26 protein-coding genes are annotated in these 26,919 nt (G+C 50.9%); 7 read left to right on the top strand and 19 right to left on the bottom strand.

What is annotated here, in order from left to right; all coding sequences use genetic code 11:
- Positions 1–29: 29 nt before the first annotated feature.
- The 5 genes from DUE52_RS00215 to DUE52_RS00200 are packed head-to-tail and all read right to left on the bottom strand — an operon-like array spanning position 30 to position 5,277.
- A complete protein-coding gene (locus DUE52_RS00215; protein ID WP_114403929.1) occupies positions 30–3,026 on the bottom strand; it encodes a serine hydrolase domain-containing protein in 2,997 nt (998 codons plus the stop codon).
- Between the two features lie 55 nt (positions 3,027–3,081).
- Positions 3,082–3,255: a hypothetical protein gene (locus DUE52_RS32280; RefSeq protein WP_165840827.1), complete on the bottom strand. Its 174-nt coding sequence runs from the start codon at positions 3,253–3,255 to the stop codon at positions 3,082–3,084.
- Between the two features lie 22 nt (positions 3,256–3,277).
- Complete coding sequence (locus DUE52_RS00210) at positions 3,278–3,715, bottom strand: PIN domain-containing protein (RefSeq protein ID WP_114403928.1); 438 nt, start codon at positions 3,713–3,715, stop codon at positions 3,278–3,280.
- 33 nt (positions 3,716–3,748) lie between these two features.
- The gene (locus DUE52_RS00205) at positions 3,749–3,994 is read right to left on the bottom strand and encodes a hypothetical protein (protein ID WP_114403927.1); all 246 of its coding nucleotides are present in this window, start codon (positions 3,992–3,994) and stop codon (positions 3,749–3,751) included.
- Positions 3,995–4,041: 47 nt separating this feature from the next.
- Entirely contained in the window at positions 4,042–5,277 is a 1,236-nt protein-coding gene (locus DUE52_RS00200) for a spore maturation protein (protein WP_114403926.1), read from the bottom strand.
- A gap of 160 nt (positions 5,278–5,437) precedes the next feature.
- On the opposite strand from DUE52_RS00200, the gene DUE52_RS00195 reads away from it, so the two are divergent.
- Complete coding sequence (locus DUE52_RS00195; protein ID WP_229312013.1) at positions 5,438–6,103, top strand: M15 family metallopeptidase; 666 nt, start codon at positions 5,438–5,440, stop codon at positions 6,101–6,103.
- 18 nt (positions 6,104–6,121) lie between these two features.
- On the opposite strand, the gene DUE52_RS00190 is transcribed toward DUE52_RS00195, so the two are convergent.
- Positions 6,122–6,652: a 3'-5' exonuclease gene (locus DUE52_RS00190; protein WP_114403925.1), complete on the bottom strand. Its 531-nt coding sequence runs from the start codon at positions 6,650–6,652 to the stop codon at positions 6,122–6,124.
- A 118-nt stretch (positions 6,653–6,770) separates the two neighbouring features.
- Between DUE52_RS00190 and DUE52_RS00185 the strand changes: the two genes are divergently transcribed.
- Positions 6,771–7,682, top strand: a complete 912-nt coding sequence (locus DUE52_RS00185) for a metallophosphoesterase family protein (RefSeq protein WP_114403924.1) — start codon at positions 6,771–6,773, stop codon at positions 7,680–7,682.
- Positions 7,683–7,935: 253 nt separating this feature from the next.
- On the opposite strand, the gene DUE52_RS00180 is transcribed toward DUE52_RS00185, so the two are convergent.
- Positions 7,936–8,649, bottom strand: a complete 714-nt coding sequence (locus DUE52_RS00180; RefSeq protein WP_114403923.1) for a uracil-DNA glycosylase family protein — start codon at positions 8,647–8,649, stop codon at positions 7,936–7,938.
- 54 nt (positions 8,650–8,703) lie between these two features.
- Positions 8,704–10,065 (bottom strand): amidohydrolase family protein, encoded by a 1,362-nt coding sequence (locus DUE52_RS00175; RefSeq protein ID WP_114403922.1) that lies wholly within the window; start codon positions 10,063–10,065, stop codon positions 8,704–8,706.
- A 75-nt stretch (positions 10,066–10,140) separates the two neighbouring features.
- On the opposite strand from DUE52_RS00175, the gene DUE52_RS00170 reads away from it, so the two are divergent.
- Positions 10,141–11,559: an alpha-L-fucosidase gene (locus tag DUE52_RS00170; RefSeq protein ID WP_222930239.1), complete on the top strand. Its 1,419-nt coding sequence runs from the start codon at positions 10,141–10,143 to the stop codon at positions 11,557–11,559.
- Positions 11,560–11,637: 78 nt separating this feature from the next.
- On the opposite strand, the gene DUE52_RS00165 is transcribed toward DUE52_RS00170, so the two are convergent.
- The 3 genes from DUE52_RS00165 to DUE52_RS00155 form a co-directional block, all read right to left on the bottom strand.
- The gene (locus DUE52_RS00165) at positions 11,638–12,498 is read right to left on the bottom strand and encodes an oxidoreductase (RefSeq protein WP_114404229.1); all 861 of its coding nucleotides are present in this window, start codon (positions 12,496–12,498) and stop codon (positions 11,638–11,640) included.
- A gap of 84 nt (positions 12,499–12,582) precedes the next feature.
- On the bottom strand, positions 12,583–13,485 hold the full coding sequence (locus DUE52_RS00160) for a helix-turn-helix domain-containing protein (protein ID WP_114403920.1): 903 nt from the start codon (positions 13,483–13,485) through the stop codon (positions 12,583–12,585).
- A gap of 109 nt (positions 13,486–13,594) precedes the next feature.
- The gene (locus DUE52_RS00155) at positions 13,595–14,443 is read right to left on the bottom strand and encodes a DUF4595 domain-containing protein (RefSeq protein WP_114403919.1); all 849 of its coding nucleotides are present in this window, start codon (positions 14,441–14,443) and stop codon (positions 13,595–13,597) included.
- 306 nt (positions 14,444–14,749) lie between these two features.
- Here DUE52_RS00155 and DUE52_RS00150 point away from each other — a divergent pair, with 306 nt between their 5' ends.
- Positions 14,750–16,891: a glycoside hydrolase family 31 protein gene (locus DUE52_RS00150; RefSeq protein WP_114403918.1), complete on the top strand. Its 2,142-nt coding sequence runs from the start codon at positions 14,750–14,752 to the stop codon at positions 16,889–16,891.
- A gap of 319 nt (positions 16,892–17,210) precedes the next feature.
- On the opposite strand, the gene moeB is transcribed toward DUE52_RS00150, so the two are convergent.
- Positions 17,211–18,356, bottom strand: a complete 1,146-nt coding sequence (moeB, locus tag DUE52_RS00145) for a molybdopterin-synthase adenylyltransferase MoeB (RefSeq protein WP_114403917.1) — start codon at positions 18,354–18,356, stop codon at positions 17,211–17,213.
- Between the two features lie 173 nt (positions 18,357–18,529).
- Here moeB and DUE52_RS00140 point away from each other — a divergent pair, with 173 nt between their 5' ends.
- A complete protein-coding gene (locus DUE52_RS00140) occupies positions 18,530–19,066 on the top strand; it encodes a DinB family protein (protein ID WP_114403916.1) in 537 nt (178 codons plus the stop codon).
- Between the two features lie 86 nt (positions 19,067–19,152).
- On the opposite strand, the gene aspS is transcribed toward DUE52_RS00140, so the two are convergent.
- The 3 genes from aspS to DUE52_RS00125 all read right to left on the bottom strand — a co-directional run bounded on the left by aspS (position 19,153) and on the right by DUE52_RS00125 (position 22,742).
- A complete protein-coding gene (gene aspS, locus DUE52_RS00135) occupies positions 19,153–20,922 on the bottom strand; it encodes an aspartate--tRNA ligase (protein WP_114403915.1) in 1,770 nt (589 codons plus the stop codon).
- 73 nt (positions 20,923–20,995) lie between these two features.
- Positions 20,996–22,048 carry a glycosyltransferase family 4 protein gene (locus DUE52_RS00130; RefSeq protein ID WP_114403914.1) on the bottom strand — a complete coding sequence of 351 codons (1,053 nt, stop codon included), beginning with the start codon at positions 22,046–22,048 and terminating at the stop codon, positions 20,996–20,998.
- A 4-nt stretch (positions 22,049–22,052) separates the two neighbouring features.
- Complete coding sequence (locus tag DUE52_RS00125; protein WP_165840826.1) at positions 22,053–22,742, bottom strand: polysaccharide deacetylase family protein; 690 nt, start codon at positions 22,740–22,742, stop codon at positions 22,053–22,055.
- Between the two features lie 266 nt (positions 22,743–23,008).
- On the opposite strand from DUE52_RS00125, the gene DUE52_RS00120 reads away from it, so the two are divergent.
- Positions 23,009–23,401, top strand: a complete 393-nt coding sequence (locus DUE52_RS00120; protein ID WP_114403912.1) for an Hsp20 family protein — start codon at positions 23,009–23,011, stop codon at positions 23,399–23,401.
- A 53-nt stretch (positions 23,402–23,454) separates the two neighbouring features.
- On the opposite strand, the gene DUE52_RS00115 is transcribed toward DUE52_RS00120, so the two are convergent.
- The 4 genes from DUE52_RS00115 to DUE52_RS00100 form a co-directional block, all read right to left on the bottom strand.
- Entirely contained in the window at positions 23,455–23,751 is a 297-nt protein-coding gene (locus DUE52_RS00115) for a winged helix-turn-helix domain-containing protein (RefSeq protein ID WP_114403911.1), read from the bottom strand.
- A complete protein-coding gene (locus tag DUE52_RS00110; protein WP_114403910.1) occupies positions 23,751–24,404 on the bottom strand; it encodes a hypothetical protein in 654 nt (217 codons plus the stop codon). Before DUE52_RS00110 ends, DUE52_RS00115 begins: the two co-directional genes overlap by 1 nt.
- Before the next feature lie 227 nt (positions 24,405–24,631).
- Positions 24,632–25,024 (bottom strand): diacylglycerol kinase family protein, encoded by a 393-nt coding sequence (locus DUE52_RS00105; protein ID WP_114403909.1) that lies wholly within the window; start codon positions 25,022–25,024, stop codon positions 24,632–24,634.
- Positions 25,008–25,673 carry a DUF1361 domain-containing protein gene (locus DUE52_RS00100; RefSeq protein ID WP_114403908.1) on the bottom strand — a complete coding sequence of 222 codons (666 nt, stop codon included), beginning with the start codon at positions 25,671–25,673 and terminating at the stop codon, positions 25,008–25,010. The genes DUE52_RS00105 and DUE52_RS00100 overlap by 17 nt, the downstream gene beginning before the upstream one ends.
- Positions 25,674–25,955: 282 nt before the next feature.
- Between DUE52_RS00100 and mazG the strand changes: the two genes are divergently transcribed.
- The gene (gene mazG, locus DUE52_RS00095; RefSeq protein WP_114403907.1) at positions 25,956–26,807 is read left to right on the top strand and encodes a nucleoside triphosphate pyrophosphohydrolase; all 852 of its coding nucleotides are present in this window, start codon (positions 25,956–25,958) and stop codon (positions 26,805–26,807) included.
- The last annotated feature ends 112 nt before the right edge of the window (positions 26,808–26,919 follow it).

Genomic DNA, 26,919 nt, shown 5'->3' with positions numbered 1-26,919 from the left:
CAAGACAAAAATACGAAATGGATTCCTTTTTACGGCGTCATCAGGATACTCGCCAGATTGGACGTCGGTCCCCGCCGAATCGCTTCGTACAACGCATCGGCGATGCTGGTCCGGATGTTCAATGTAATGAGCTTGGTGTGGCTCCGGCTCGGATAAACCCGGTTCGACATGAACACGTAGGAGGTGTTGTACTGCGGGTCGACCCAGATAAAGGGTCCGGTAAAACCAGAGTGTCCGAAACTCTGTGGACTGGCGTATTTAGGCGCGTTTCCTGAATATTTGAACGTCGGCTTGTCGAAGCCCAGGCCGCGCCGACTCCCTTTTTCCGGGAATTGATAGCGCGTAAATTCCGTAATGGTGGCCGGACTGACGAACTGTTTTCCACCGTAATATCCCTTCTGCAAATACATCTGGACCAGTTTCATCAAGTCGTTGGACGAACCGAACAAACCGGCATGGCCCGAAACACCGCCGAGCATGGCAGCTCCCTCGTCGTGTACGCGACCCCAAACCAGCGTTTTGCGAAATACCGAATCGTATTCCGTCGGCACCATGCGCGGCAGGGGATAAAACCGCAGCGGGTTGAACGTAAGCGTTGTAGCGCCCAGTGGTTCGTAAATGTTCTGTTTTAGATAGTCTTCAAAGGGCTGGTGCGTCATTTTTTCAACAATCTGCGGATACAGAATAAACGACAGATCGCTGTAGACGTAGTCTTTTTTAGCACTGACCGGCGAGTCACGAATCGTTTCGAAGATGGTTTTCCGGTATTTTCGATGCATGAACAGATTATCCGTAATCTCAACTTTATACGGGCCGTGTTTTTCGTCGTCAAACGTATGGTCTTTCCAGGTACCGTCGGGATTTTTGGTCGCGGTCCAGAAGGCAATGGAGGCTTTCAAACCCGCCTGATGGGCCAAAACGTCCCGCCAGACCAGATTGGCTTTGTTCGAATGTTTGAAATCCGGCAGGTAGTCACCCATGGTTTTGTTCAGATCGAACTTCCCTTCGTCAACCAGCCGCATCAGTGCCAGCGTCGAGGTGCTGATTTTGGTTACGGAAGCCAGATCGAATAAATCGTCTTCTTTCGTCGGGGTCAACCCTTCGTAGGTGTGCGTTCCGTAGGCTTTCCGAAAAATTACTTTGCCATCTTTCGCCATTTCTACAACGCAACCCGGTGTTGCTTTTTGCTCCATTGCCACTTTCACCAGCGAATCGATCCTGGCCGTCAGGAAATACGAATCGACGCCGACTTCTTCCGGAATGGTGTATTTCAACCGGGCAATGGCGGGCGTGGTAATGCCGTCGTTCAGTTTGAATTGCGGGTTAACCGTTACGGGCAGTTTGCCTTTCGCCGGAATCGCGCCAAAAATGAGCTGAGCGGCCAGTTCTTCCGTGAATTGGGTGAGTTGGTAGGCCATAATCAGACCTTTTGCCTTGTCCAGCCCTTCGAGCTTGTCCAGTGCATAGGGGTTGCCAAAAACCGAGACGACGGCTTTGCCGGTTTCGCACAATTCTTTCAACAGCGCGACGGTTTTGGGCGTAACCCCGTATTGCACCGCCGGGCGAATGTTGCTCAGATGTACGCCTACGAGCAGCAAATCGTACTGTTTCAAGTCGTTCCGAATCCGCTCAACGGTGGTATCTGCGGTCGTGGCTGCCAGATTGAAATGATCGATGGCGGTATAATTGGCGAGCATTTTCTGAAAATAGGTTTCGTTCGGAGCATCGAGCGAAACAGAGGCAATCCGTTTGGTACCCAGATTCAATACCGGAATGATGGGCTCACCAGACGGCTCTTTGTCGTTTTTCAGCACCGTCAGGGCTTCTTCGGTCAACAGACGATTGATCAGGTTGGATTCGGGTTCGTTCAACTCCCGAATCAGATTCATCAGGTTGACGGGTTTGTACCGATCCAGCCCGGCCCAGGCTTTGGCCGCCAGCACCTTGCGGCAGCGGGCGTCGACGTCCGTTTGCAATAGCCGCCCGTCGGCAATGGCCTGTTTGATCTCCGCAATGGCACGCGGGATGTCGAGGGTGTATTCGAGCACATCCATACCCGCTTCGATGCCCATCCGGTCGGCTATTCCGGACGGAAAATATTTCGTAACGCCTTTCATGTTCATGGCATCGGAAAAGACCAGACCGCCAAAACCGAGTTCGTTTTTCAACAAGTCAGAAACCACCCGGCGCGAAAGCGTGCTGGGCAGGTTGGGTGTGGAGTCCAGCGCCGGGATGTTCAGGTGGGCAATCATGACCCCGGAAGCCCCCGCGTCGATCAGTTTCCGAAACGGAAACAGTTCCAACTCGTCCAGTTGCTGGCGGTTTTTCGAGATCAGTGGCAGGTCGTAGTGCGAATCCGTACTGGTATCGCCATGGCCGGGAAAGTGTTTCAGCGAGGTCAGCAAGCCGTTGTCCTGCATACCTTTCATGTAGGCCAGTGCCTTGCGGGCCACCGATTCTTTGTCTTCGCCAAACGAACGGAAGTTGATGACCGGGTTGTTGGGGTTGTTGTTGACATCGGCTACCGGGGCAAAATTGATGTGGATGCCCATTCGCTTGCTTTGGCGGGCCACGGCGGCACCCATTTTATAGATCAAATCGTCGCGTCCCTGAATGGCCCCCAGCGTCATCTGATACGGAAACCGCACGGTGCTATCGAGCCGCATCCCCAATCCCCACTCGCCGTCGATGGCAATGAGCATCGGGACTTTCACGACGGTTTGCAGCCGGTTGACCAGCCGGGCCTGCCGGATCGGACCGCCCTGGAAGAAAACCGCTCCGCCAATCTGGTACGTTTGAATCAGCGCCATCAGCGAATCTTCGTAGCCCTTGCTGCGGTTGGAAAAACCGGCTACCATGATCAGTTGGGCAATCCGCTGGTCGGGCGTCAGGGCGTTAAAAACCGAATCGACCCAGTGCGGATTTGCTTTCAGAAAGGATGGAACCGTCTGGGAATGAGCGGCCTGAAAGGAGACTAAAAAACAGAGCGTACAAGCCAGCAAACGTAAGCGGACGAAGAAAAGCATAAGCGATGAATTCCTGTTGATACAACGGTTCAGCAAAAGTAACAAAATCAGGGGCTTATTTGCTGCGTTTATGGCGAGCGGCCTGCGCCTTTTGCGCCTGTTCCCGTTCGTATTCCTGGCGGTGGCGTTTTTCGGCCGAGAGGTTGCGGTATAAACCATTCAGAACGTAGATGTCGTCCACTTCGTCGATGAGCAGGTGCAACTGTTCGCGTATTTCGTTGATGTTCATGGCAAGTAAGGCAAGATTCGGTCTACTGACCGAATAATTCATCCAATAAAATTACGTTTGTGTACCCCTTGGCGCGAAGACCCTCAGCAAGCGGTTTGTCTCGAGTGAGCAAGGGAAAATTTAGTTCAATGGATAAGGCCACATAATTTAGATCTTTCAAATCGACATCCCGGCATAAATAATAGGCCTGATAGAAATGCTGGTCTGAAATTAGAAGATTTGGGATAACGATTAAACTTCTGAAAACGGCTAAGGCATACCGTCTAAATTCTGTGGCAGCCAATTTACTTTTTAGTCGAATTACTTCCTGATGAAGTTGAATTTCTTCATAGAGAAAATCGGGAACATATACGGTGTTTGATTCAAAAAAAGTCAGATAATTTTCTTTACCACTTATCAAGCAACTGAACAGAATATTGGCGTCAATAACAAAATTATCTCCTGAGGGTATATGGATCATTTAACAATTTCTACAGACTTGTTTGAGAAAAAATTACTCGAAAGCTTCGGGGGGAAGTTTATCTTTGAGCTTGTATTTGTATTTTTCCCAAGCCTGAGATCTTGCCTGTTCTGCTATTTCATCGTAATCCAGCCCGGCTTCGTCCAGAGCCGATTTTAGATGCAATGCGGCCAAGCGCAGTTTTTCCCATTCCAACTGTTTTTGAAATTTTTCCTGAATGGCCTTGATACCATAAGCACGGATCACCTCTTCGCTTACCTCTATTTCAATCGTTGCCATATTAATCCATCTTTTTTTTAAGATAACAAATTCCGATCGGGTTTTGCTCAGTGAAAAAAGAAGTATCCCAGCGCAATCCCGGCGATGACGCCCGCGGCATCGGCAATCAGGCCAGCGACGATGGCATAGCGGGTTTTCTTGATACCGACCGACCCAAAATACAACGCGACGATGTAAAACGTCGTATCGGCAGCCCCCTGAAAAATGCAGGACAACCGGCCCACAAATGAATCCGGGCCAAACTCTTTCATGGCGTCGATCATCAACGCCCGCGATGCGCTGCCGCTCAGGGGCCGCATCAGGGCGACGGGTAAGGCATCCGTGAAATCCGTGTTGACACCCATCAACCCAATGACATACTTCATCCCGTCCACGATGTAGGTCATTGCTCCGGAATTCCGCAGGGCGCTGATGGCAACCAGCATCCCGACCAGGTATGGAATAATCCGGATCGAAGTTTCAAAACCGCCTTTGGCGCCCTCAATAAACGTGTCGAAAATGTCGACCTTCTTTCGCATCGCACCGAGCAGAAACGCCACGATGATCACGAACAGGATGACGTTGCCGACGACTTTCGAAATCTGCTCGATCTCTTCTTTCGGCAGCGACGACAAATACCACAACGCCAGCGCAAGAAATGCCGTAATACCGCCCAGCCAGCCCATCACCAGCCCGTTGAACAGGTTGATCCGTTGTTTCAGGGCAACCAGAAACATACTGAAAACCGTGGCTACATACGTCCCGATCAGGCAGGGAATGAAAATGTCGGAGGGGTCTTTAGCCCCCAGAATAGCCCGTTGCGCCATGATCCCGAGCGGAACGATGGTCAGCCCGGAGGTGTGCAGCACCAGAAACATGATCTGGGCGTTGGAAGCGGTTTCCTTCTCCGGGTTCAGTTCCTGCAAACTCTGCATGGCTTTCAGGCCGAAGGGCGTGGCGGCATTGTCGAGGCCGAGCATGTTGGCCGAAAAGTTCATGATCATTTGCCCGTTGGCGGGGTGGTCTTTCGGCACTTCCGGGAAGAGTTTGTTGAAAAACGGGCCGATGATGCGCGCCAGAAAATTGATGGCCCCGGCTTTTTCGCCAATGTTGAGCAGACCCAGAAAAAAGGTCATCACGCCCGCCAGGGGCAGGGCAATGTCCATCACCGCCGTTTTGGAGGAATCGAACAGCCCCTCGACAATGACTTTGAAAATCTCGGTATCGCCCAGAAAAATCAGTTTAAAGAGCGCAATCAGAAAGGCAATCAGGAAAAAAGCTACCCAGATGTAGTTGAGGGCCATGTTTACACGTTGTTCGTGGCAAAATAGGTGGTTTTTCGTTATTTCGCAACGAATTAACGCTGGTTCCCTCTGATGTTCTCTGATTAACTCTGAGAAACAGTTAAAAGAGTTGTATCGCAGAGTTAAGCAGAGAACATCAGAGTTTATCAGAGATTGTATAATGAGAAACCTCGCTTTGTTTCTTTTGTTGTTTCCCCGGCTTCTTCTCGCTCAGGGGAAACTGGAGCAGGCCATGATCCGGCAGGGATTGGTTGATATTCAGACAATTGACCGGACGATTCTGGTCGAGTTGAAGTATTCTACTACTGATAATTTTGTGGGAAAAGATGTCTATGGCGATTTGACGCGGGCGTATTTGCAACCGATGGCAGCTCAAAAACTGGCGAAAGCGAGCAAACTTCTTCAGCAAAAACACCCCGATTTTCGTTTGCTCGTCTATGACGCCACCCGGCCCCGCTCGGTGCAGTGGGATTTGTGGAATACGCTGGGCCATTTGCCGCCCAATGAACGCGGAAAATATGTTTCCAACCCGCGCAACGGATCAGTTCATAACTACGGTTGCGCCGTCGATCTGACGCTGGCGACCCAGGCCGGAAAGCCGCTCGATATGGGAACAGAATTCGATTACTTCGGCGAACTGGGACATCCCGATAAAGAACTTCAGCTATTGAAACAGGGGAAATTGACCCAAAAACAGGTGGAAAACCGGCGGCTGTTGCGCTCGGTGATGCGAACAGCGGGCTTCTCGTCCCTGAAAACCGAGTGGTGGCACTTTAACGCCCTGTCCCGTGCCGAAGCCAAAAAGGTGTATAAAATTGTGGAATAAACCGGAAAACGGTAACGACTAAACGCTGACCCGCCAGGTTTTGATCAGTCCGTGCATGTCGTTCATCAGCAGCAGTTCGAAAAGCTTCACCGTTGCGGCTGCATCGCCGTCGGCGCGGTGGCGGTTTTTGACCGGAATTTCGAGCGAACGACACAATTTACCGAGGCTATACGAAGGCAATCCCGGAAAAATCCGGCGGCTTAATTGAACCGTGCAGAGCCGGTGACGCTCAAAAGGCAAGCCAATCCAGGCAAATTCTTTTTTCAGGAAACCGTAGTCGAATGGGGCATTGTGGGCCACAAAAACCGCCCCTTCCGTCACCCGCGCAATGTGGTGAGCGACATCGGCAAAGTCGGGTGCTTCCTGCACCATCTCATCCGAAATGCCGGTCATGCGGGCAATAAAGGGCGGAATGGGGCAGTGAGGGTTCAAAAGCGAATGAAAGCTATCGACTACCTCAACACCATCATACCGAAAAATGGCCACCTCTGTCAGACGGGTTTGTCCACCGATTCCCCCCGTCGTTTCTACGTCAACAATTGAAAACATCGTTTCGCAAGATACAATTTTTTCTTTTTTCAGTAAGATTTTGGGGAAGGATGCCCGAAAATAAGGTTGCAGAAGGAGGACGTTGCGAAAGTGACTACCTAATGCTAAACAACCTGCCATGAATCGTCGCGAAGCACTTGCCTCCCTGGGGCTGTTGACCACCAGCCTGAGTACACCTGAACTCCCCGAAACCTACCGGCGAAAACGCGTGTTGCGGGTGGCGCATCTCACCGATATGCACATGATGCCCCGCGCCAACGCCGAAGTCGCGCTGGCGAAATGTTTGCACCGCCTGCAGTCGATGAAAGACCGTCCGGCATTTATTCTGAACGGGGGTGACACGATCATGGACGCTCTTTCGCGGGATAAAAACACGGTGCGGAAACAGTGGAACGTCTGGAACCGGATCATCAAAGCGGAAAATTCACTGCCCATTCATGCCTGCATCGGCAATCACGATGTGTGGGGTTATAACGGTTCCAAAAGAGATCCGCTCTACGGCAAAGCGTGGGCTGTGGAGCAGTTGGGGCTTTCCAACCGGTATTACAGTTTCGACCACAGCGGCTGGCATTTTGTGGTGTTGGACAGCACGCAGCCCCGGCCCGAAGGCGGCTGGTATACGGCCCGGCTTGACGAAAAACAGCGCGACTGGCTGGAAAAAGACCTGCGGAAAACCGATGCCAAAAAACCGGTGCTCATTCTGTCGCACATTCCCATTCTGTCGGCGTCGGTGCTTTCCAACCAGCGGGTGCAGAAAAACGGCCGTCGGGAAATTTCGGGCGGTTTGCTGCACACGGACGCCCCGGATTTGATCCAGTTGTTTCACAAACGTTCCAACGTAAAGGTCTGTCTGAGCGGTCATACACACCTGCTCGACCGGGTCGATTACAACGGCGTGACCTACCTCTGCAACGGCGCACTTTCCGGCGACTGGTGGGACAAACCGATGTACCACGAAACCCGCGCCGGTTACGCCCTCATCGACTTGTTCGACGATGGCTGGGTGGAGCGGACGTATGTGGCGTATTGAGAAAGAATTATTAAATAAAACAGTAATTTTTAAGCAAATAATGGGAGTTTATGCTTCGACTAAATACCCTCTAAGTGCCATCGGCACGACATGTTTGTAGCAATAACAATTATCTTACTACTCCTGCGTGCCTTTGGGTACGCGACCGCCACTGCTGATTGCGTACCCAAAGGCACGCAGGAGGACTGGGTCCCTTTTTTGCTATAAACATCCGTCCGCTATGCGGCCAAAAAACTCATAATTTGCGTAGATTTTAATTGTGTTCTGTAGCCATTTCTGTCATTTTTTGAAGAACTGCATGGTACATTTTTTGACTGCTTAGTGTTCGTGGATGCTTCGTTTTAAACGTCAGCAGCGGAAGTAATTTGCTTTGATCGTGAAGCATTGATAGAAACCCATTTTCTATTATTACTTCATTTTTTATTGTAAAAAGCTTTTCGAGCCAACTGTCATATTTTGTGCCTGTAAGAAAAATTACGACATCAGGTTTTGTGATGTCAATTTCGTGCTTGAGTAGTTCGAAACCGGACTCATTTTGTTGTTGCAGTTCAAATGAAGGTGTAGTGCTTTTATGATCAATTTTTGAAATATTAGTCCAAAGAAAACCGTTCGTTTTTCGGGAAACAGCCACGTTTTGTTTGTTCAGATTATAGAAAAAAGCTCTCGAAAAATTCCAAAATGGGCTTTTTAGGTAACGTTTTCCATTTGGATAGTTCGCCCGTTTACCTAAATCAAATTCATGGTATTCGGTCTGTAATTTTTCTACGCTGAATTTTCCACTCATGTTTCCCCAACCGTGGGTTTCCTGACCAACAAACATTACTTTCTTTTCCATCTCACCATATTCCTGAAAAACATCCATCAGCAAAGGCGATGATACGTTTTCTGGCCAGGTCTGACTGTATATGGTATCAAGATAAGTTTGGTAAACACCTTGAAGTTGCTGATTTAGGTTCGAAATGTTCATGTTTTTTAGAGGAGCTATTACGTTGGACTATTCATTTTACTTACTGATATCCCATCAATTCTTCTCCAGCTTCTTCAATTCCTTCTGGATATACGCTTTCGACAGCCAGTTGGTCCCGATCATGACGCCTTCGATGTTTTTGGTTTGGCTGATGTCTTTCAGCGGGTTGCCGCTGAGCAAGACCAGATCCGACACATTACCGGTTTTGATGACGCCCGAATCCGGTTTTTTGAAGTACGAAGCCACATTGACGGTTCCGGTGCGCAGGGTTTCGTAGGGTGTCAATCCGGCGCCGACGAGGAACTTCATTTCGTGGTGAATCGAAAAACCGGGAACGTTGAAAACCTGGGGCGCATCGGAACCCAGCAAAATATCGACGCCGTTTTTCTGGCATTCGTACAGAATTTTCCGGCGCATTTCAATGTACTTTTCCGCACGTTCCTTCGTGAATTTCGGGTTGTTGTTGTAGTTGTTTTTGGTTCTCGTCCAGTTCTGAATTTCCTCCGGTTTCATGTACTTCATTTCGGGGTCTTTCGTGAATTCTTCCGCCGGCAGGGGAGAGAGCCACCGTTCGGCGAGGGCTTCGGTTGGAACCACGCGGATGTTCTGGTCGCGCAAGCCTTTCACCAGTTTCGGAATCAGCGCTGGGTCAGCGCGGTAGCCAATCCAGGAGCCGAACAAACCGGTTTCCTGCTCCACCAGCGTGTCCGAACCGGGCGTAATGGCTTCCATGAAACTGTCTAAATGATCGATGGAAGAATAGCCCGCATCGATCGCCATCCAGGCCCCGACATTGAACGAAACGTGGCCGACAAACGGAATGCCGACTTCCTTGGCGGTTTTGGCAATGGCCGGAAACGTCTCTTTGGTCAAACCGGGGTGGAGTTTCAGAAAGTCATACCCGGCGGCTTTCTGGTCGCGCACCATTTTGGCTCCCTGCTCCGCCGACTTCACGGTTTGCCCGCTGAACGACGGTCCGGACGCGTAAAAATGAGGTCCCAGAATGTCACCGCTGTTGATTTTGCTGCGGAGTTCCAGGTGTCGGGGGTGACCCAGCATCCCGCGAATGGTCGTAATGCCGTTGGCCAGATACAGCATCAGCACCTCCTTCATCGGTTCGATGTCGTCGATGGGCGGCACGTGGGCGTGAATTTCGGCCCAGCCGGGCGTCAGGTATTTTCCTTTGGCATCGACCACCTGAGCGTCTTTGCTGTATTTTACTTTTCCTTCTGCGCCAAGAGCAGTAATTCGGCCATTTTTGACCACCACGGTCTGGTTTTCCAGAACCCGCTCCTGATCCATCGGAATGACGTTGACCGATTTAAAGACAATTTCTTTCTGACGATTGCTGACCAGTTCCTGCGCAAAAACCGATGGCGTCAGGAGGATGAGGAGAAGGGATAAAAGGCTGCGCATGATCTTACCGGGTTTGGAATAGCTGGATAGGGAACACTGACGTATATTTGTCGGAACTCACCTTTTTTATACGCAATGTCTTTTAAAAAAGTTATAAAAGGAAGCTTTATCGGAATGGTTTTGGTCGTTTCGCTTCTGCCATTTGGTTCGAAAGCCCAAACGAAGCCGTCGCAGCCCGTTGCCTTGACGCAGCGCCAGCAGGATTTTGTCGATCTGCGGTTTGGCATGTTCATTCACTTCAACATCCCGACGTTCATGGAGGACGACTGGGCCGATCCGGAAGCGTCGCCGACGCTCTTTAATCCGACTAAACTGGATTGTAGTCAGTGGGCCAAAGCCGCCAAATCGGCGAAAATGTCGTATGGCGCGCTGACCACCAAACACCACAGCGGTTTCTGCATCTGGGACACCAAAACGACCAATTACAACGTCATGAACAGTCCGCTGAAACGGGACGTCGTGAAGGAATACGCCGAGGCTTTTCGGGCTAACGGGCTGAAAGTCATGCTGTATTATTCGATTCTTGATACACACCACAAACTGCGCCCCGGTTTTATTACGAAGAAACACGTCGCCATGGTGAAAGCGCAATTGACGGAATTGCTGACCAACTACGGCGAAATTTCGGCGCTGATTATCGACGGCTGGGATGCGCCCTGGTCACGGATTTCGTACGATGACATACCGTTCGAAGAAGTATACCGGCACATCAAGTCTATCCAGCCGAACTGTCTGGTCATGGATCTGAACGCGGCCAAATACCCCGCCGAAGCCTTGTTTTATACCGACATCAAATCGTATGAGCAGGGCGCGGGGCAGCATATTTCGAAGGAAACCAACCGGCTTCCCGCGCTGTCGTGCCTGCCGATCAACAAAGCCTGGTTCTGGAAAACCGCCTTTCCGACCGAACCCGTGAAAGATCCGGCGGTTTTAGTGAACGATAACCTGATTCCGTTCAACAAAGCCTACTGCAATTTTATCCTGAATGTGGCGCCGAACCGCGACGGGTTGATCGACGACAACGCGCTGGCGGCTCTGGCGAAAATCGGCGAAATCTGGCCAAACAACGATCTGCGGGCTATTCTGCCGGTTTTTGACGCACCCATTATTTCGACCAATCTGGCCAAGCACCAGCCGAGCAACGCCAGTTGGAGCAACGACATGTGGATCATGGATTTTGGCAACGACGACAATTTTAAAACCGCCTGGATGTCCAATCCGTCGGTGAAAAAACCGTGGTACGAAGTGGTTTTTGAGCAGGAAAAGGCTTTCAATTTGATTACAGTTCTGGAGAAACAACCGGCCATCACCCAGTATCGGCTGGAGTATTTTACGAATGGAAACTGGAAACCCATTCTGACCAGCAGCAACACCGGCCGCGCAAAGATTAATCGGTTCAATACCGTCAAAGGCAGCCGGGTACGCATTTTGCTGGATGAGTTTACGAGTCCACCCGCCATTGCAGAATTTGGGGTGTATCACGAACAGAACTAGGCTGATCCGATATAAACAGACAGAGCCGGGCGTCAACGCCCGGCTCTGTTCCTCTGGTTCGAGTCTCTGTAAAGCCCATCAGACACGGATTGTTTCCGCTTCAAAACCAGTTGAAACCGTGACTTCTTTCCAGGTTTCCAGGTCGTTTTGAACCGCGTTGATTTTCTGATACGCCAGATCATACGCATCCTGACCCAAAAACAAATGCAGGGGCGGATTGGCTTCCGACGCGATCCGGATCAGGGCGACAACGGCTTTTTCGGGGTCGCCAGCCTGGTTGCCATTGATCTGATGCTGGTGGGCCTGCTGCGAATTCCGCACCTCCTGGTAGGCATCAATCTGGTTTTTGGGAACGCCTAATGAATTGGAAGTCAGGAAGTCCGTGCGGAAATAACCGGGTTCAACCACGGTTACGTTGATACCCAGTGGTTTGGCTTCGGCCGCGAGCGATTCCGAAAATCCTTCGACGGCAAACTTGGTGGCGCAGTAAATCCCGAAACCGGGGAAGGCACCCGTAAAACCACCAATGGAGGAGATGTTGATGATGTGTCCCGATTTCTGTTCGCGCAGATAGGGCAGTACTTTCCGAATGACGTTCAGGGAACCAAAAACGTTGACGTCAAAATTTTCGCGGGATTCTTCGTCGCTCAGTTCTTCGATGCTGCCGAGCAAACCATAACCGGCGTTATTGACCACCACATCGATTCTGCCAAACTGATCGACGGTTTTCTGAATCGCTTCGGCGACGCTGGATTCGGTTTTTAGATCGACCGCCAGCGGCAGAAAGCGGTCATGGGTTGGGCCGACAGCCCGGCGCAGGTCGTCGAGGTTCCGGGAGGTGGCGGCTACCTGATACCCATCTTTTAACAATTGTTTTACCAGCGAAAGTCCCAGGCCTTTGGAGGCTCCGGTGACAAACCATACTTTTTGCGTGCTCATCATTTTGTTTGTTTTATGATGCAGCAAAAGTAGGCTGGATTGGCAGGCCGGGCATTGCGGTTTTCAAACCGATCCTTGCAAAATTCAAACAGTGCGAAACGCCGAAGGCGTCAGGTGGGTGTGTTTCTTGAAAAAGTTGTTGAAATGGGCCGGTTCTTCAAAACCGAGGGTGTAGCTGATTTCGGAAATGTTCCAGTCGGTGTGCTTCAGTAAGGCTTTCGCTTCACTGGCCAGCCGCTCGGCAATGTGGTCGGTGGTCGTTTTGCCGGTGGTTTCGCGGATGGAGCGGTTGAGGTGGTTGACGTGTACGGCAAGTTGGTCGGCAAAATCCTTCGCCGACCGCATCCGGAATCGTTGCGAAGGCGATTCAATGGGGAACTGCCGCTCGAGCAGTTCCGTGAAAACGGCCGTAATCCGGGATTTCGCATCCGTATGCTGGTAGAGCGTTTCGGAGGGCTGCATTTTCAGCGCATAATGCACCAGTTCCGTTACATAATTCCGCAGCAGATCGTATTTGTAGAGGTAATCCGAATTGATTTCCGCGAGCATTTTCTCGAACAACTGGCTCACCTGCTGATCCTGAATGTCGTTCAGAACGTAGGCCGGTTTGCCGCCGATGGCATACATGGGTAGTTCGTTCAGGTTTCCCCTAATTTTTTCGGTAAAAAACGCTTCCTTAAAAATGCAGAAAAAACCGCTGGTATCTTCCGAAAGCGATTCCCAACTGTAGGGTACCTGCGGGTTGAAAAACATCAGCGTCGTTCCGTTGACTTCCAGGCTCTTATCGGCGTAATGATACACGTTCCGGCCTCGGATCAGGGTGACTTTATAAAAATCCCGGCGGCTGTACTGGACCGGTTCTTTGCCCTCTCCGATGCAATCTTCCAGCCGGAAAACATTAAAATGCCCGATGTCCTGTTGCAGGTTATCGGGCAACCAGTTGAACTTGATCTGATAAAAATCTTCGAGCGATTCCGGTTTTGACATAGTGCGAAGTTACAAAATTCAAACCAGGTTTCTCAATCAAGAGCATTACTTTCGTTATTCCCTAATCTGCAGACGGTACCGACACCGTCTGCAGATTAGGGAATAACTATCATTGACAGCTATATTCGTAGTCTGTAAATCCTTGAACAAAGCTTTCTCCTCCTGATATAACTTTCGTTATCATCCTTTTTACGCGCCCGTCATTATCAAATAAATATTTGTATTCGATATGAGAGGTTTCGGTAGAGGTAGACTCTTTTACCAAAAGATTACGGTTTTCTTTGCCAAAAAATGGGAGAGGATTTGGTAAATTCGGCCGGGATAAATCATATTCATAGACAGTGGATGCACCAGCAAATTCTTTTTTAATCGTATTACCATTTTTAATCGTGTATTTGATACTTTCACCTGAGGAATTTTTGCGCTCGACCACATATCCGTTTTCATCATAGGTTGGAGTTGATGCTACAAATGCTCCATATTCAAAACTTGTATTGGTTACAAGCCCTTGGTTATTCAAGGTATGAGTCGTCAATATATCATTGCTACGCTTAAAAGCGGTCTCCCTTGTTTTTATTTGGTTGGGTAGATATTCATAGTACGTTGTGTATTTATCACTAGGGGTATTATCTTCTGTTTTTAGAACTTTTCCATTAGCATCGTATTCATAGATAAGATCATAAGGAGAGCCTCCTATTGCATACGTTTTGCCGTCTTCAACCGTAATTTCCCTCACAATGAATGGCTTTCCTGCATCATAGATGGTAGCCGCGTAATGCAGATCTCCCACTTTTATGTCTTCACCTGGCAGGAGCTTCGCGGCATTGTTGCGGCTCACCACGGAAAGACGGCAATTCTGATAAACCGAAGAAGGTTGCAAATGATCTTGCACCGTACAGGAAATAAACAAAAGAATAAAGCTTGCCAGCAGCAGGCAGGATTGAGTAAAGAGTTTCATCGTAATCTTGGAAATGGGTGTATGGTAGACGAAATGACAATTCTTCGGTAAAGACACCCAAAATGCATAGAGCGTTGGAAATGCCTTGAGAAAAATAATGCATAAAAAACGCAATGTTATTAGGACGCTGGAGAATCAAATAAGTAACATCGTTTTTTGTTTTTTTTCCGGGGAAAATGATTCTGGGTTGAGAAATCCCGCAGAGCACTGTCGCCGATTGAAAATCGGCGTTTTTACAATTTAATTGGTTTCAGGAGTAGAAACGTTGCCCTCCATATTTTCTCAAAAAACACCCATCGTTTCCCCATGAAACAACTCCGTATCTTTCTCCTGACGGTTTTTCTGGCCACCGGCGTTGCCCTCCGCGCCCAAACCATCTGGACCGAAACCGCACCCGGCGTCTGGAAATTGGCCGTTGGCAAGCCGGAAGCCTACAACCTGCTCACGGCAGCCGGTGTTCAGCCCAATCGGCCTGCGCTCGAAAAATTGGGCAAAACCGCTTTCCCGTTGCCCAAAGACGATATTTCCGTTCGGGTTCTGGATGGAAAAACCTATCTGCGGTTTCCGCTGGAACGCGGGGAGCAATTGTACGGTTTTGGCCTGAACTTCCAGACGGTTCACCAGCGCGGCAAGATTCTTACCCTGCACATGGATCATTATGGCAACCGCGACAATGGCCGGACGCACTCGCCCACACCATTTTACGTTTCGTCGAACGGCTACGGGGTTTTCATCAATTCGGCCCGGTACATTACCGTATATGCCGGTTCAGGGGTTCGACAGGATAGTAAAAATCCGCCCCAGGCCCAGGACCGGAACACCGACAAAGACTGGTCGGCGCACCCGTATTCCGATGCCGTCGAACTGCTGGTTCCGGCCGAGGGGGTTGAGGTCTACGTATTTGGCGGACCCAAACCGATGGAAGTGGTGCAGCGGTTTAACCTGTTCAACGGGGGCGGTTGCCTGCCCCCGCGCTGGGGCCTGGGGTTTACACAGCGCGTTCACCGGCTATACACCGCCGATAGCGTCAGGAAAGAAGCCGCCGAGTTTGAAGCCCGGCAGTATCCACTGGATTTCATCGGGTTAGAACCCGGCTGGCAGAGCAAATCGTATCCCTGCACCTTCGAATGGGACCAAACCCGGTTTCCCGATCCGGCCGGTTTTGTAAAAGACATGCTGACCAAAAATGTTCGGATTAACCTCTGGACCAACCCCTACGTTTCGCCCGACGCGTCGATTTACGCGCAGATCAAACCGTTTACCGGCTCACACACGGTTTGGGTGGGGGCCGTGCCCGATCTGACGATTCCGCAGGCGCAGGCTATTTACTGGCGTCAGTTTGATAAAGATCACGTCGGAATTGGCGTAAGCGGTTACAAGATTGATGAGGTCGATGGCAACGATTCGTGGTTGTGGCCCGATGTGGCCACGTTTCCGTCGGGGATCAGTGCCGAGCAGATGCGGCAGACCTACGGCTTGCTGGTGCAGAAGCAAAGCACGGATCTGTACCATGCCCGCAACACCCGAACCTACGGACTGGTGCGGGCGTCCAACGCCGGCGGTTCGTCGTTTCCGTACGTGATTTACAACGACAATTACAGCCACCAGGATTTCATTACGGGCCTGATCAACAGCGGTTTTGCCGGGGTGTTGTGGACACCGGAAGTTCGTGCGTCTAAAACCAGCGAAGAATGGTTGCGCCGGTTTCAGTCGGTTTGTTTTTCGCCGATGGCGATGATCAACGCCTGGGCTGATGGCACCAAACCGTGGTCGTTTCCGGACGTGGCCGGGCAGGTGAAAGCCGTGGCCCAACTGCGGATGCAGATGATGCCGTACTGGTACACCGAATTTGCCAAGTACCACTATGAAGGCACTCCGCCGTTCCGGGCGCTGAATCTGGAAGACGGTTTTATCGAGAAGGTGGAAAAGCAAACCGCCGTGACGAACCTGGGCGAAAATCCGTATCAGGAAGCCAGTACGAAAGAAATTAAGGACCAGTATATGGCGGGCGATCAGTTGCTGGTGGCACCGATGTTTACGGGGCAGACGTCGCGGAAGGTGATTTTACCGAAGGGCAACTGGTATGACTTTTACACCGGGCAGTATGCCGGGGCCGGGGAGGTGATTACGGTGACGCCAGGCCTGGACAAGATTCCCGTTTTCGTGAAAGATGGCGGCATTATTCCGATGATGCCTCCGCTCTTGCACGCGCCCAAACCGGGTCAGAAAGTCGACCTGGAAATCCGCCATTACGGCCAAAAACCGGCTCAATACCGACTCTACGACGACGATGGCGAAACGTTCGATTACGAAAAAGGCCAGTTTAGCTGGCGACTGATTGAGGTTGAAAAGCAGAAAAACGGCACGCTGAAAGGCCGGATGTCGGCGGCTGAAAAAGGAAAACCGGATACGGTGGGGAAGGTGACGTGGCGGTTTATGACGAATTGAGCGGCAGCGCAGGGTTTTTAGACCACCGAAAAGCCGAACCCACGGTCTTTCAGGTCACCTGTCGCCAGACGGTTTGACGGATGTGAATAGTCGGCTTGTTAGTCAGGTTCAGATTGATAAGGCTGGCAGGATTGAGCGACTGGTGTTTGAGGTGAGCTGCCAGCCTTCCGGCCTGCAGTTTTTGCGCGCTTGGAGTGGATCAAGCCGTGTTTCGGTGAAGATTCTCGAACCGCGACCTATTACCCCGCAGCGGTTTGGAGGAAAATGAGGCTTCGACCAACCTTTTTTAGCCGTTTAAGTCATCAGAATCATCCAATCATCAATACACCTCCATCTCCGGCTGCACATCGCGGGCCCAACTGTTGATGCCGCCCTGAAGGTTCATGAGGTTGGTGAAATTGAATTCTTTTTGCAGGTAATCGACCACATACTGACTCCGAATACCGTGATGGCAATAGACTACCACCGGGCGGTCGACGGGGATGCGTTTGACGTTGTTGGCGATGATGTTGACCGGAATCAATACCGCATTGTCGAGGTGGCAAATGTTGTATTCAGGCCGCTCGCGGACGTCCAGCAGGAAAATATCTTCGTCCTGCGCCAGTCGCTCGGCTAGTTCGGTGGCGGTGATGGTTTTGCGAACGTCGGCTTTGACGACAACCCGCTGGCCCTCTTCCCAGGCGTTTTGGGCCGCAGCTTCAGCATCGAGCCGACGACGAACGCGGATTTTCTGGAACGACATCGCCAGCAAATCCACCATCAGCAGTTCTTCGTTCAGCAAATGGCCAATACCGGTGATGAGCTTGATGACTTCATTGGCCTGATAGGTTCCAATAACCCCCGGCAAAACGCCCATCACACCCGTTTCGGCGCAATTCGGAATCTCCATCTGATTCGGAAACTCGGGGAACAAACACCGGTAGGTGGGGCCGCGCCGAACTTCTTCGGGTTGAACTTCGGATGCCGCCAGCCGGGCATTCAAAACCGCTACCTGACCCTCGAAACGATGAATGGCACCGTAGATAAACGGTTTTTCCTGCATCACGCAGACGTCGTTGACCAGATAACGGACGGTAAAATTATCGGTGCAATCCACCACCACATCATACTCCTCGATCAGCGAACGGGCGTTGGAACGGTCCAAGGCATACGCATAGGAGTTGAAGCTGATTTCGGGATTGATTTTTTTGAGTGAATTTACGGCAATCGTAGCTTTGGGTTTACCCACCTGCTCGGTCGTATACAAAACCTGCCGTTGCAGGTTGCTGATGGCAACCGTGTCCGGATCGATGACCCCAATCGTGCCAACGCCGGCCGCCGTCAAATACAACAATACCGGGCAACCCAACCCCCCTGCGCCTACAACCAGCACACGAGCCTGTTGTAATTTTAGTTGGCCTTCCACGCCAATTTCGGGAAGATTCAGGTGTTTTTCATAACGGGCGTATTCTGCAGGTCGGAGCATAGTCGATTTGTTGTTGAGTTACCGGACTACATTTTAAACGAAAAAGCAATTCGATTTACATTTTGCGTTCATAATTTATTTTACGACATCTCCTTAAGTAGAATTCCCGACTTTGGACTTGCAAAGCTGCTTAGCTAGTTTAACTTTGGTACTCAAACCATTACCTTTTCGTCATGAAACAAAAACTTGGATTTACGGCCCTCGCCCTGATGTTCTGGATGACATTCAGCGGTTTTTCGATCAAACCTAAAACCGTTGCCCAGATGACGACGGAATGGCAGCGCGCCAAGGAGTTTACGAAGGAATACCTGGACGCCATGCCGGAAGACGGCATGGGCTACAAACCGACACCGGAAATCCGGAGCTTTGCGGAACAGATGCTGCACTTAACCGCAGCAAACTACAACTTCACGGCGGCAGCGACCGGGAAAGCCAACCCCATGCAGGGGAAAAAACTGGAGACGATGGATGAATTGAAGTCGAAAACCGCCCTGACCAAAACCGTCATGGACAGCTACGATTTTGTACTCGAAGGTATTAAGGGCCTGAGCGATGCGCAACTGGCGGAAAATGTGAAAATGGGGCCGCGCGAAATGTCCCGCGAAACCATGTTTGCCAAAGCCTTCGAACATCAGACCCACCACCGGGGACAGGCCACGATTTACATCCGGATGAAGGGGATCAAACCGCCGAATGAGAAGCTGTTTTAGAGTGATGAGTTAAGAGTTAGGAATTAAGAGTTGGCTCCGCAGGATTAGTATGCGTCAGCAACTCTTAATTCCTAACTCTTAACTCATCATTTTTTCGCCACCGCAATCTGCAACTCATCCAACTGCCCCTGGGCAATCACGGATGGGGAGTCGATCATGACGTCGCGGCCCGAGTTGTTTTTCGGGAAAGCGATGAAGTCGCGGATGGAATCGGCACCGCCGAAAATGGAGCAAAGCCGGTCGAAGCCGAACGCAATACCGCCGTGTGGGGGAGCACCAAATTCGAACGCATCCAGCAGAAAACCGAACTGTGCCTTGGCCTCTTCGGGCGAGAAACCGAGCAGATCGAACATGCGCGACTGCAAATCGCGCTGAAAAATCCGGATGGAACCACCACCGACTTCGGTGCCATTGATCACCATGTCGTAGGCATTGGCCCGTACGGCACCGGGATCGGTTTCCAGCAGTTGAATATCTTCCGGCTTGGGCGATGTGAACGGGTGGTGCATCGCAAACCAGCGTTTTTCTTCTTCGCCGTATTCCAGTAACGGAAAATCCAGTACCCACAACGCACTGAACGTGTTAGGATCACGCAAGCCTAAACGGTTGCCCATTTCCAGCCGGAGTTCGCTCAGTTGTTTGCGGGCCTTGTTGGTTTCGCCGGACATAATCAGCAGTAAATCACCCGGTTCGGCCTGAAACTGGACCACCCAGTGTTTCAGGTCTTCTTCCGAATAAAACTTGTCGACCGATGATTTGACCGTTCCGTCTTCATTATACCGCACGTAAATCAATCCTTTTCCACCGATCTGCGGACGTTTGATGAAGTCGGTCAGTTCGTCCATCTGCTTGCGCGTGTAGTGGGCGCAGCCTTTGGCGTTGATCCCGATCACGATTTCGGCCGAATCGAACACCACGAAGTTTTTGCCCGACGTCAGATCCACCGTATCGAAAGACCCTTTTAACTCGACGAACGGCATGCCGAAGCGCGTATCCGGTTTGTCGGAACCGTAGAGACGCATGGCTTCGGCGTAGGTCATCCGGGGTACCTCGTCCAGCCCGATTCCTTTTACGGTTTCAAACAGATGCCGAACCAGACCCTCGAACATCTGAAGAATATCTTCCTGCTCGATGAACGACATCTCGCAGTCGATTTGCGTGAATTCTGGCTGGCGGTCGGCGCGGAGGTCCTCATCGCGGAAACACTTGACAATCTGGTAATACCGGTCGAATCCCGACACCATCAGCAGTTGCTTGAAGGTCTGGGGCGACTGCGGCAGGGCGTAGAATTCGCCGGGATTCATGCGGCTCGGCACCACAAAATCGCGGGCACCTTCCGGCGTCGATTTGATCAAAACCGGCGTTTCGACTTCGATAAAATCCTGGCCGTCCATGTAAATCCGCGTTTGCTGGGCCATTTTATGACGCAGTTCGAGGTTCTTCCGGACGGGATTCCGGCGCAAATCGAGGTAGCGGTATTTCATCCGCAGGTCGTCGCCCCCGTCGGTTTCGTCTTCAATCAGAAACGGCGGGAGTTTGGCGGGATTCAATATTTCCAGCTTTTCAAGCCGGATTTCGATGTCGCCCGTTGGCAGATTGGGGTTTTTGGATTTGCGCTCGATCACTTCGCCGGTGGCTTTCAGAACGAATTCGCGGCCCAGCGTCCGAACCATCGCAATGGTTTCGGGGTCGGTTTTGCCTTCTTCGAGCAACAATTGGGTCAGGCCATAGCGGTCGCGCAGGTCGATCCAGATCAGACCGCCTTTGTCGCGAATGCGCTGCACCCAGCCGCAAAGAATAACCTGTTTAGTAACGTGTTCGATGCGAATTTCTCCGCAGGTATGAGTACGTAGCATACTGCTAAAATGGTTCAATAAGCCGCAAAGGTAGCCAAAGTATATCCGCCTATCAAGCTGATGGTAAAATCGATTACAAGACTTCTGAATACAACTTCCAATACTGTTGGGCCGACCGTTCCCAGCTAAACCGGGCGGCTTGCTGGCGGAGCCGGTCGGCACGGAAGGGATTGGCGCGGAAATCATTCAGGCCGTCAAAAATGGTTTCGGCCATCGACTCCGGTTCTTCCGAATCAAAATAATAGGCATCTTTCCCACCGATTTCGGGCAGGCTCGTGCGTCGCGACAGGAAAACCGGTTTGCCATAACTCATGGCCTCGACCACGGGCAGGCCGAATCCTTCGGAAAGCGACGGAAACAGAAACGCATCGCAGGCCTGATACAAGCTGTTTTTGGTCGCTTCGTCAACTGCACCGGTCATAATCAGCCGATCCGCAATGTCGAGTTGTTGCGCCTGTTTCCGCAGGTGTGCGGCATACGGATGACCGTCGGGTCCGGCCAGCACCAGCCGCCATTCGGGGAAGGCTTCGAGCAAGGGCAGGAGCGTGTGCAGGTTTTTTCGGGGATGAATGACGCCGACAAACAGAAAATACGGATTCTGGATGGGGAGCGGTTGGGTGGCTGGCTGATTGATTGAGTCGCTAGGAGCTGAATACCCGTTGTGAATGACCGACAGCGGAATGTTGGGCAATTTCAGGTGCTGGCGGACAACCGAAGCCGTATACTCCGAGATCGTGGTTAGGGCAGAGGCCCGGTCGACTTTACGCTGTAGAACCGCCAGTTTACGGTTTTTTTTTGCGTCGTCATAATCCGGTCGTTCCAGAAAATTAAGATCGTGGATCGTCAGAATCAGGCGGTTTTTCTTCGAAGCGGGCAGAAACCGGGAATCCTGGTGCAAACAATGCCAGATGTCGTAGCGGCCCGGCGAATACCATTTTCGCCACCAGGTTGCCGTTTGGTAAGCTACATCCGGTCCGAAAATGCCCTGTTGCCCTTCCGGAACCAGAAATGTGAGCTGGGCAGAATCAGGGCGCTGCCGCACCAGTTCCAGGCCCAGTTGCAGGCAGAATTGCCCCAAACCGCTGTTTAAATCCCGAAGCCGTTCCGTATCGATGAATAGAGTCATGTAGTTAAATGAGTTTCCCAAACCGCACCTGCCGGACAAACCGGGCCATGGAATCAGTTCCGCGAATGTCCAGTCGTTGCCATTCAAACCGGTTGCTCACCGGGAAACGGTTTAGGCGGTTTCCGATCCGGAACGCAAGTCGGATGCCTGCCTGTTGCATCGCTTCCTGCATCGCCTGTTTGGTCGCCGGATCTTTCGGTCGTCCGCCATACGGATACGCGAAGGCCCGAACATACGGTATTCCCAGTGATTCGAAAGCCATAATATTCTGCGTCAAGTCGGCCTGGATGTCACTGATGGGCAAGGTTTTATAATTGAGGTGCTGGTGTGAATGTAACGCAAGTTCGAACGTGGGGGCCAGTTGTTTAAGCTGTTCAGTGGTCATCAGTTTTTCGGTGCAACCATCCCACTGATTGCATTGGCCGACAAAAGCCGTGGGTACAAACAGCACCGCATTCAATCCCAGGCGTTGCAAAACCGGCAGCGCGTACGTCAGGTTGTTGACATACGCATCATCGAAAGTAATCAAAACCGGTCGGGGAGGCAATGGCTGGTTTTGTTCAACCGCAGCCACAAGCTGTTTTAGCGTAATGGGTTGGTAGCTTTGGTCCAGGAGCCATTGCAACCGCTGTTCGAACTGTTGAACCGAAACCGTTAATGAATCCTGGCGTTCGGGGTCAATTTTGTGGAACATTAACACAGGTACCGCGTTCGAAGTGCGGAAAAAATACCACAGTATTCCAACCAGCAGAAGACTGGCTACCAGTCCGATCATAAATATTTTATGGTTTTCACGGATCAAAAATCACGATTATTTGCGTTATAAAACAAATTACTGACCAATTGTCCGCTAATTTCCGCCATATCGCTTTTTATCAGCCATAATGACGCTAAATACGGCCTGATCGAGTTAGGTACGTAATTTGTTTACTAAACAGTATACAACCAACCAGTACGATTATGAAACCGATAGAAAACACGCTGAAGGGAATGGGTGGGCAATTCGATTTGCTGAATACTCTGTATGGCGGATCGAGCATGACCCGTATGGAAACCGAGCAGGAGCCAGACCGCTTGCTGATCAAATTGTCGGCTCCCGGCGTTGGTCCGGACGCGTTCAATGTTCTGATCGATGGCAAAAAACTGGTTCTATATACTTTGCTCCAACAAAAAAATCCCGTGGAAGGCCAGAGTCTGGCGGTACCGATGTTTTTAAGGGTACTGGATATTCCGGACTTTGTCGACGCGGAACACATTGAAGCGGTTCAGGAGCAGGGCCATGTGGTGATCAATCTGCCGTTTAAAGACGGACATCACTCCCAACGAAAAGTAGAAATTCAGAATTTGTTTTGATAAGAACCAGAGAGTGAATACACCCGGCGGTCAATTTAGATTGACCGCTTTTTTTATACCGAACCGCGAATAAAATCTTCCAGCGCGTTCAAATGGTCGGTGAAGGCCTGACGACCGGCGGGGGTGGCGGTGTAGGTGGTATTGGGTTTTCGGCCCACAAACTGCTTTTTCACGGAGACATAGCCCTGCTCTTCCAGCGCCCGCAGGTGCGTCGCCAGATTCCCGTCGGTCATGTCGAGCAGTTCTTTGAGAGAATTGAAACTCAGGGTTTCATTCACAATCAAAACCGACATGATGCCTAACCGGGCCTTACTTTCAAACGCTTTGTTAAAGCCTATCAGGAACTCCATCAGCGCTTCAGTTCGTCTCGTTCATACTTGAGATACATCACGGTTCCGTACACAATGTGCAGGATACCAAACCCAACGGCCCAGGTCAGCAGCGAATACCCCGTCCAGAACAAAGCCACCAGGCCCAGCAGAATTTCGGACAAACCGAGGTATTCCACATCGCGGACGGTGTATTTACTGCCGCTGTAGAGCGCCATGCCGTAAAAAATGAGGGTAGTTGGAAACGTCAGCCAGATCAGGTTAAACCGGATCAGGGCCAGACAAAAAATACCGCCCGTAACCAGCGGAACCGCCAGTGCCCAGAGCAGCCGCTTCGAAATGCTGTTCCAGACGCCATTGCCCTGTCGGCGGGCTTTGCGAACGGTGAAAAACACGCCCAGCAATAGGGCGGCTACCAGCACCAGGGCACCGTCGAGAATCAGAAAATCAACCATATCCTGGCGATCCGGGCCGTTGAGCCGGGTGATGCGCTCGTAGCTCATCAGGGTCAGGTTGTTGTTGTGCAGCCGGACGTAGGCGGCACCCGCACCGATGAGGGCTACGACACCCGCCGAAATGCCCGATAAACCGCTCAACGACAGGAATTTCGAGGAGCGTTCCATCAGGCTCCGGATCTCCGTCAGGGTCTGTAAATGTTCGTGTGAATCGGACATTGTTAACTAATTAAGATGGTTTTAATGGTTGAAAATGGTTTTGATGGTTAAAATGGTTAAATGGTTGTAGAATGGTTAAATGGTTGTAGAATGGTTAAATGGTTAAAATGGTTGAAATGGTTTTTTAGGATCAGGGACGGTTTTTGTGGGGGATAAGCGGGATAAATAGCCATACTAACCATTTCAACCATAAAACCATTTCCTAACCTTGGTAACCATGAAATCCTTCAAAACCATTCACTCCAATTCATCATTTTTATCAATTTAGTGCCAAAAATCAAGATACCTACTACAACCGCCACAATTACTACCAGCAACACCGCACCCGCCGACAGATCCTTGACGGCTTTGATCATCGGGTGATGTTCCGGCGAAACCACATCGGCGAGTTTTTCAAGGGCCGTATTGAACGCTTCGGCCGCCAGCACCAGACCCATCTGCGTGAGCACCAGCGCCCATTCAACGCGATCCAACCGGAGCCAGATGCCGGCGACAACGACAGCCAAAGCCGCCAGTAAATGAATTTTAGCATTATTCTCAAACCGGAAGAGGGCGAGAATGCCCTCGGCGGCAAACCGAAAGCTTCGCAAATTCTTCCGAACATCAATCCAGCGGCTCATGCGTTCGGCGTTGAACGTACTGGGTGAAGCCCGTATAAAGCGTCACCAACGCAAATGTATATGAAAGTGTGAGTTTCAGTGCAAACGGATTCACTAAGCTTTTGCCGATCAATTGGGCCAATTCCAGCGGATCGGTGAATAAATCCCAGCTATTCAGGCGAATATAGCGTCCGAGGTAAACGCCAAAACTGGTCAGCACCAAACACCCGATCATGACCACCCATGTCTGCGTTCGACCCAGTCGCTCACTGAGCATCCGGTGTACCAGCAGTTGGGAATACAGGCCCGCGAGTAAACCCGTGAGGGCACACATGAAAATCATCATCGTATCGAACCACACGGTTTCTTCCGAAACATGGCGGACATGGAACAGATCGGTGATGATGTAAGGGGAGTTGGGCAGAAACAGCAGCCAGAAGACCAGCCCCGGCCAGAGCGTCCATTTCGGCAACTGACGGTCTTCCAGCCCTTCGCGCAGAAACAGGGCAACAAAGAGGGGAATCCAGGCCAGAAACAGATTCCAGCTCAGCATTTTGAAGAACCAGTAATTCTGGCGGACTACCACCATGGCGATGCTCATGACGGACAGCATGATCAACATGCGCAGGCCTTCGCCGGAGCGGTAAACGGAAAGTAGTTTGTTTAACATACCATGAAAGAACTTTGAACTACAAAGTAGCACATTGAAGTGATGCGGGGCAAGGGAATGGGGGAAAATATTTAGGAATGGAGGATTTTTTCGATTTGCTGCCTGAACCAGCGGGGTTTGTTCTAGTGAGAAATTGGATAGGAACGCGGATTGAGCGGATCTGATGGATTTATACCGAGTAAAATCCGGTTTGATCAGTGTAAATCCGTTAGATCCGTGTTCCTATGCAAAAAACCGCCAAACCCTCCCAACCGCTTCGTAACTTTGTCAAAAATAATCCCGATGCAAACCAACCTGAATCAACAACTGGAAACAATGCCCGTCCGGCGGCAGGAACAATTGCTGGCTTTCGACCGCCTGCTGACCATCATGGACGAACTGCGCGAACAATGCCCCTGGGATCGCAAGCAAACGATGGACACACTCCGGCACCTGACCATCGAAGAAACCTACGAACTTTCCGACGCCATTCTGGAGAAAGACCTGTCCGAAATCCGGAAAGAACTGGGCGATGTGATGCTGCACCTGGTTTTTTACGCCCGAATCGCTTCGGAGCCGCAAGCCGGGGCGACCTTCGACATCGGCGATGTTCTGAACAGTGTTTGCGACAAACTGATTTCGCGTCATCCGCACATCTATGGCGACGCCAATGGCAACACCGTCGTGGCCGACACGGAGGAAAAGGTGAAGCAGAACTGGGAACAACTGAAGCTGAAAGAAGGCAATACATCGGTGTTGGCGGGCGTGCCGGGCTCGCTGCCCGCGCTGGTGAAAGCCATGCGGATTCAGGAAAAAGCGCGTGGTGCCGGTTTTGACTGGGAGGAAAAACAGCAGGTTTGGGAAAAAGTGGAGGAAGAAATGCAGGAGTTTAAAGATGAATTTAATGCCGAAACCGACGAGATCATCGACCGCGAACGCGCCGAAAAGGAATTTGGCGATGTGCTGTTTTCGCTGGTCAACTACGCCCGCTTCATCGACATCAATCCCGAAACCGCGCTGGAACGCACCAATAAAAAGTTCATCAAACGCTTTCAATACCTCGAAGAACAGGCTCGCAGCAACGGCCAACACCTGAAAGATATGACGCTGGAAGAAATGGAAGTGTATTGGCAGGAAGCCAAACAGTTTACTTAAAGTTTACAGGATTAAGCATAGGTTTTACTTAAAAAGTGGCATTTGTCAACTCTAAAATTATTATAAAAAAAGGTCATTACTTTTTTCAAAACCGTACGTCTCAGGAGTGTTA

Origin of the sequence: Larkinella punicea (genome assembly GCF_003334855.1) — a bacterium.
Lineage (GTDB): Bacteria > Bacteroidota > Bacteroidia > Cytophagales > Spirosomataceae > Larkinella > Larkinella punicea.
Note: the sequence above shows the minus strand (reverse complement) of the source record. Positions and strands in the feature narration are given on the sequence as shown.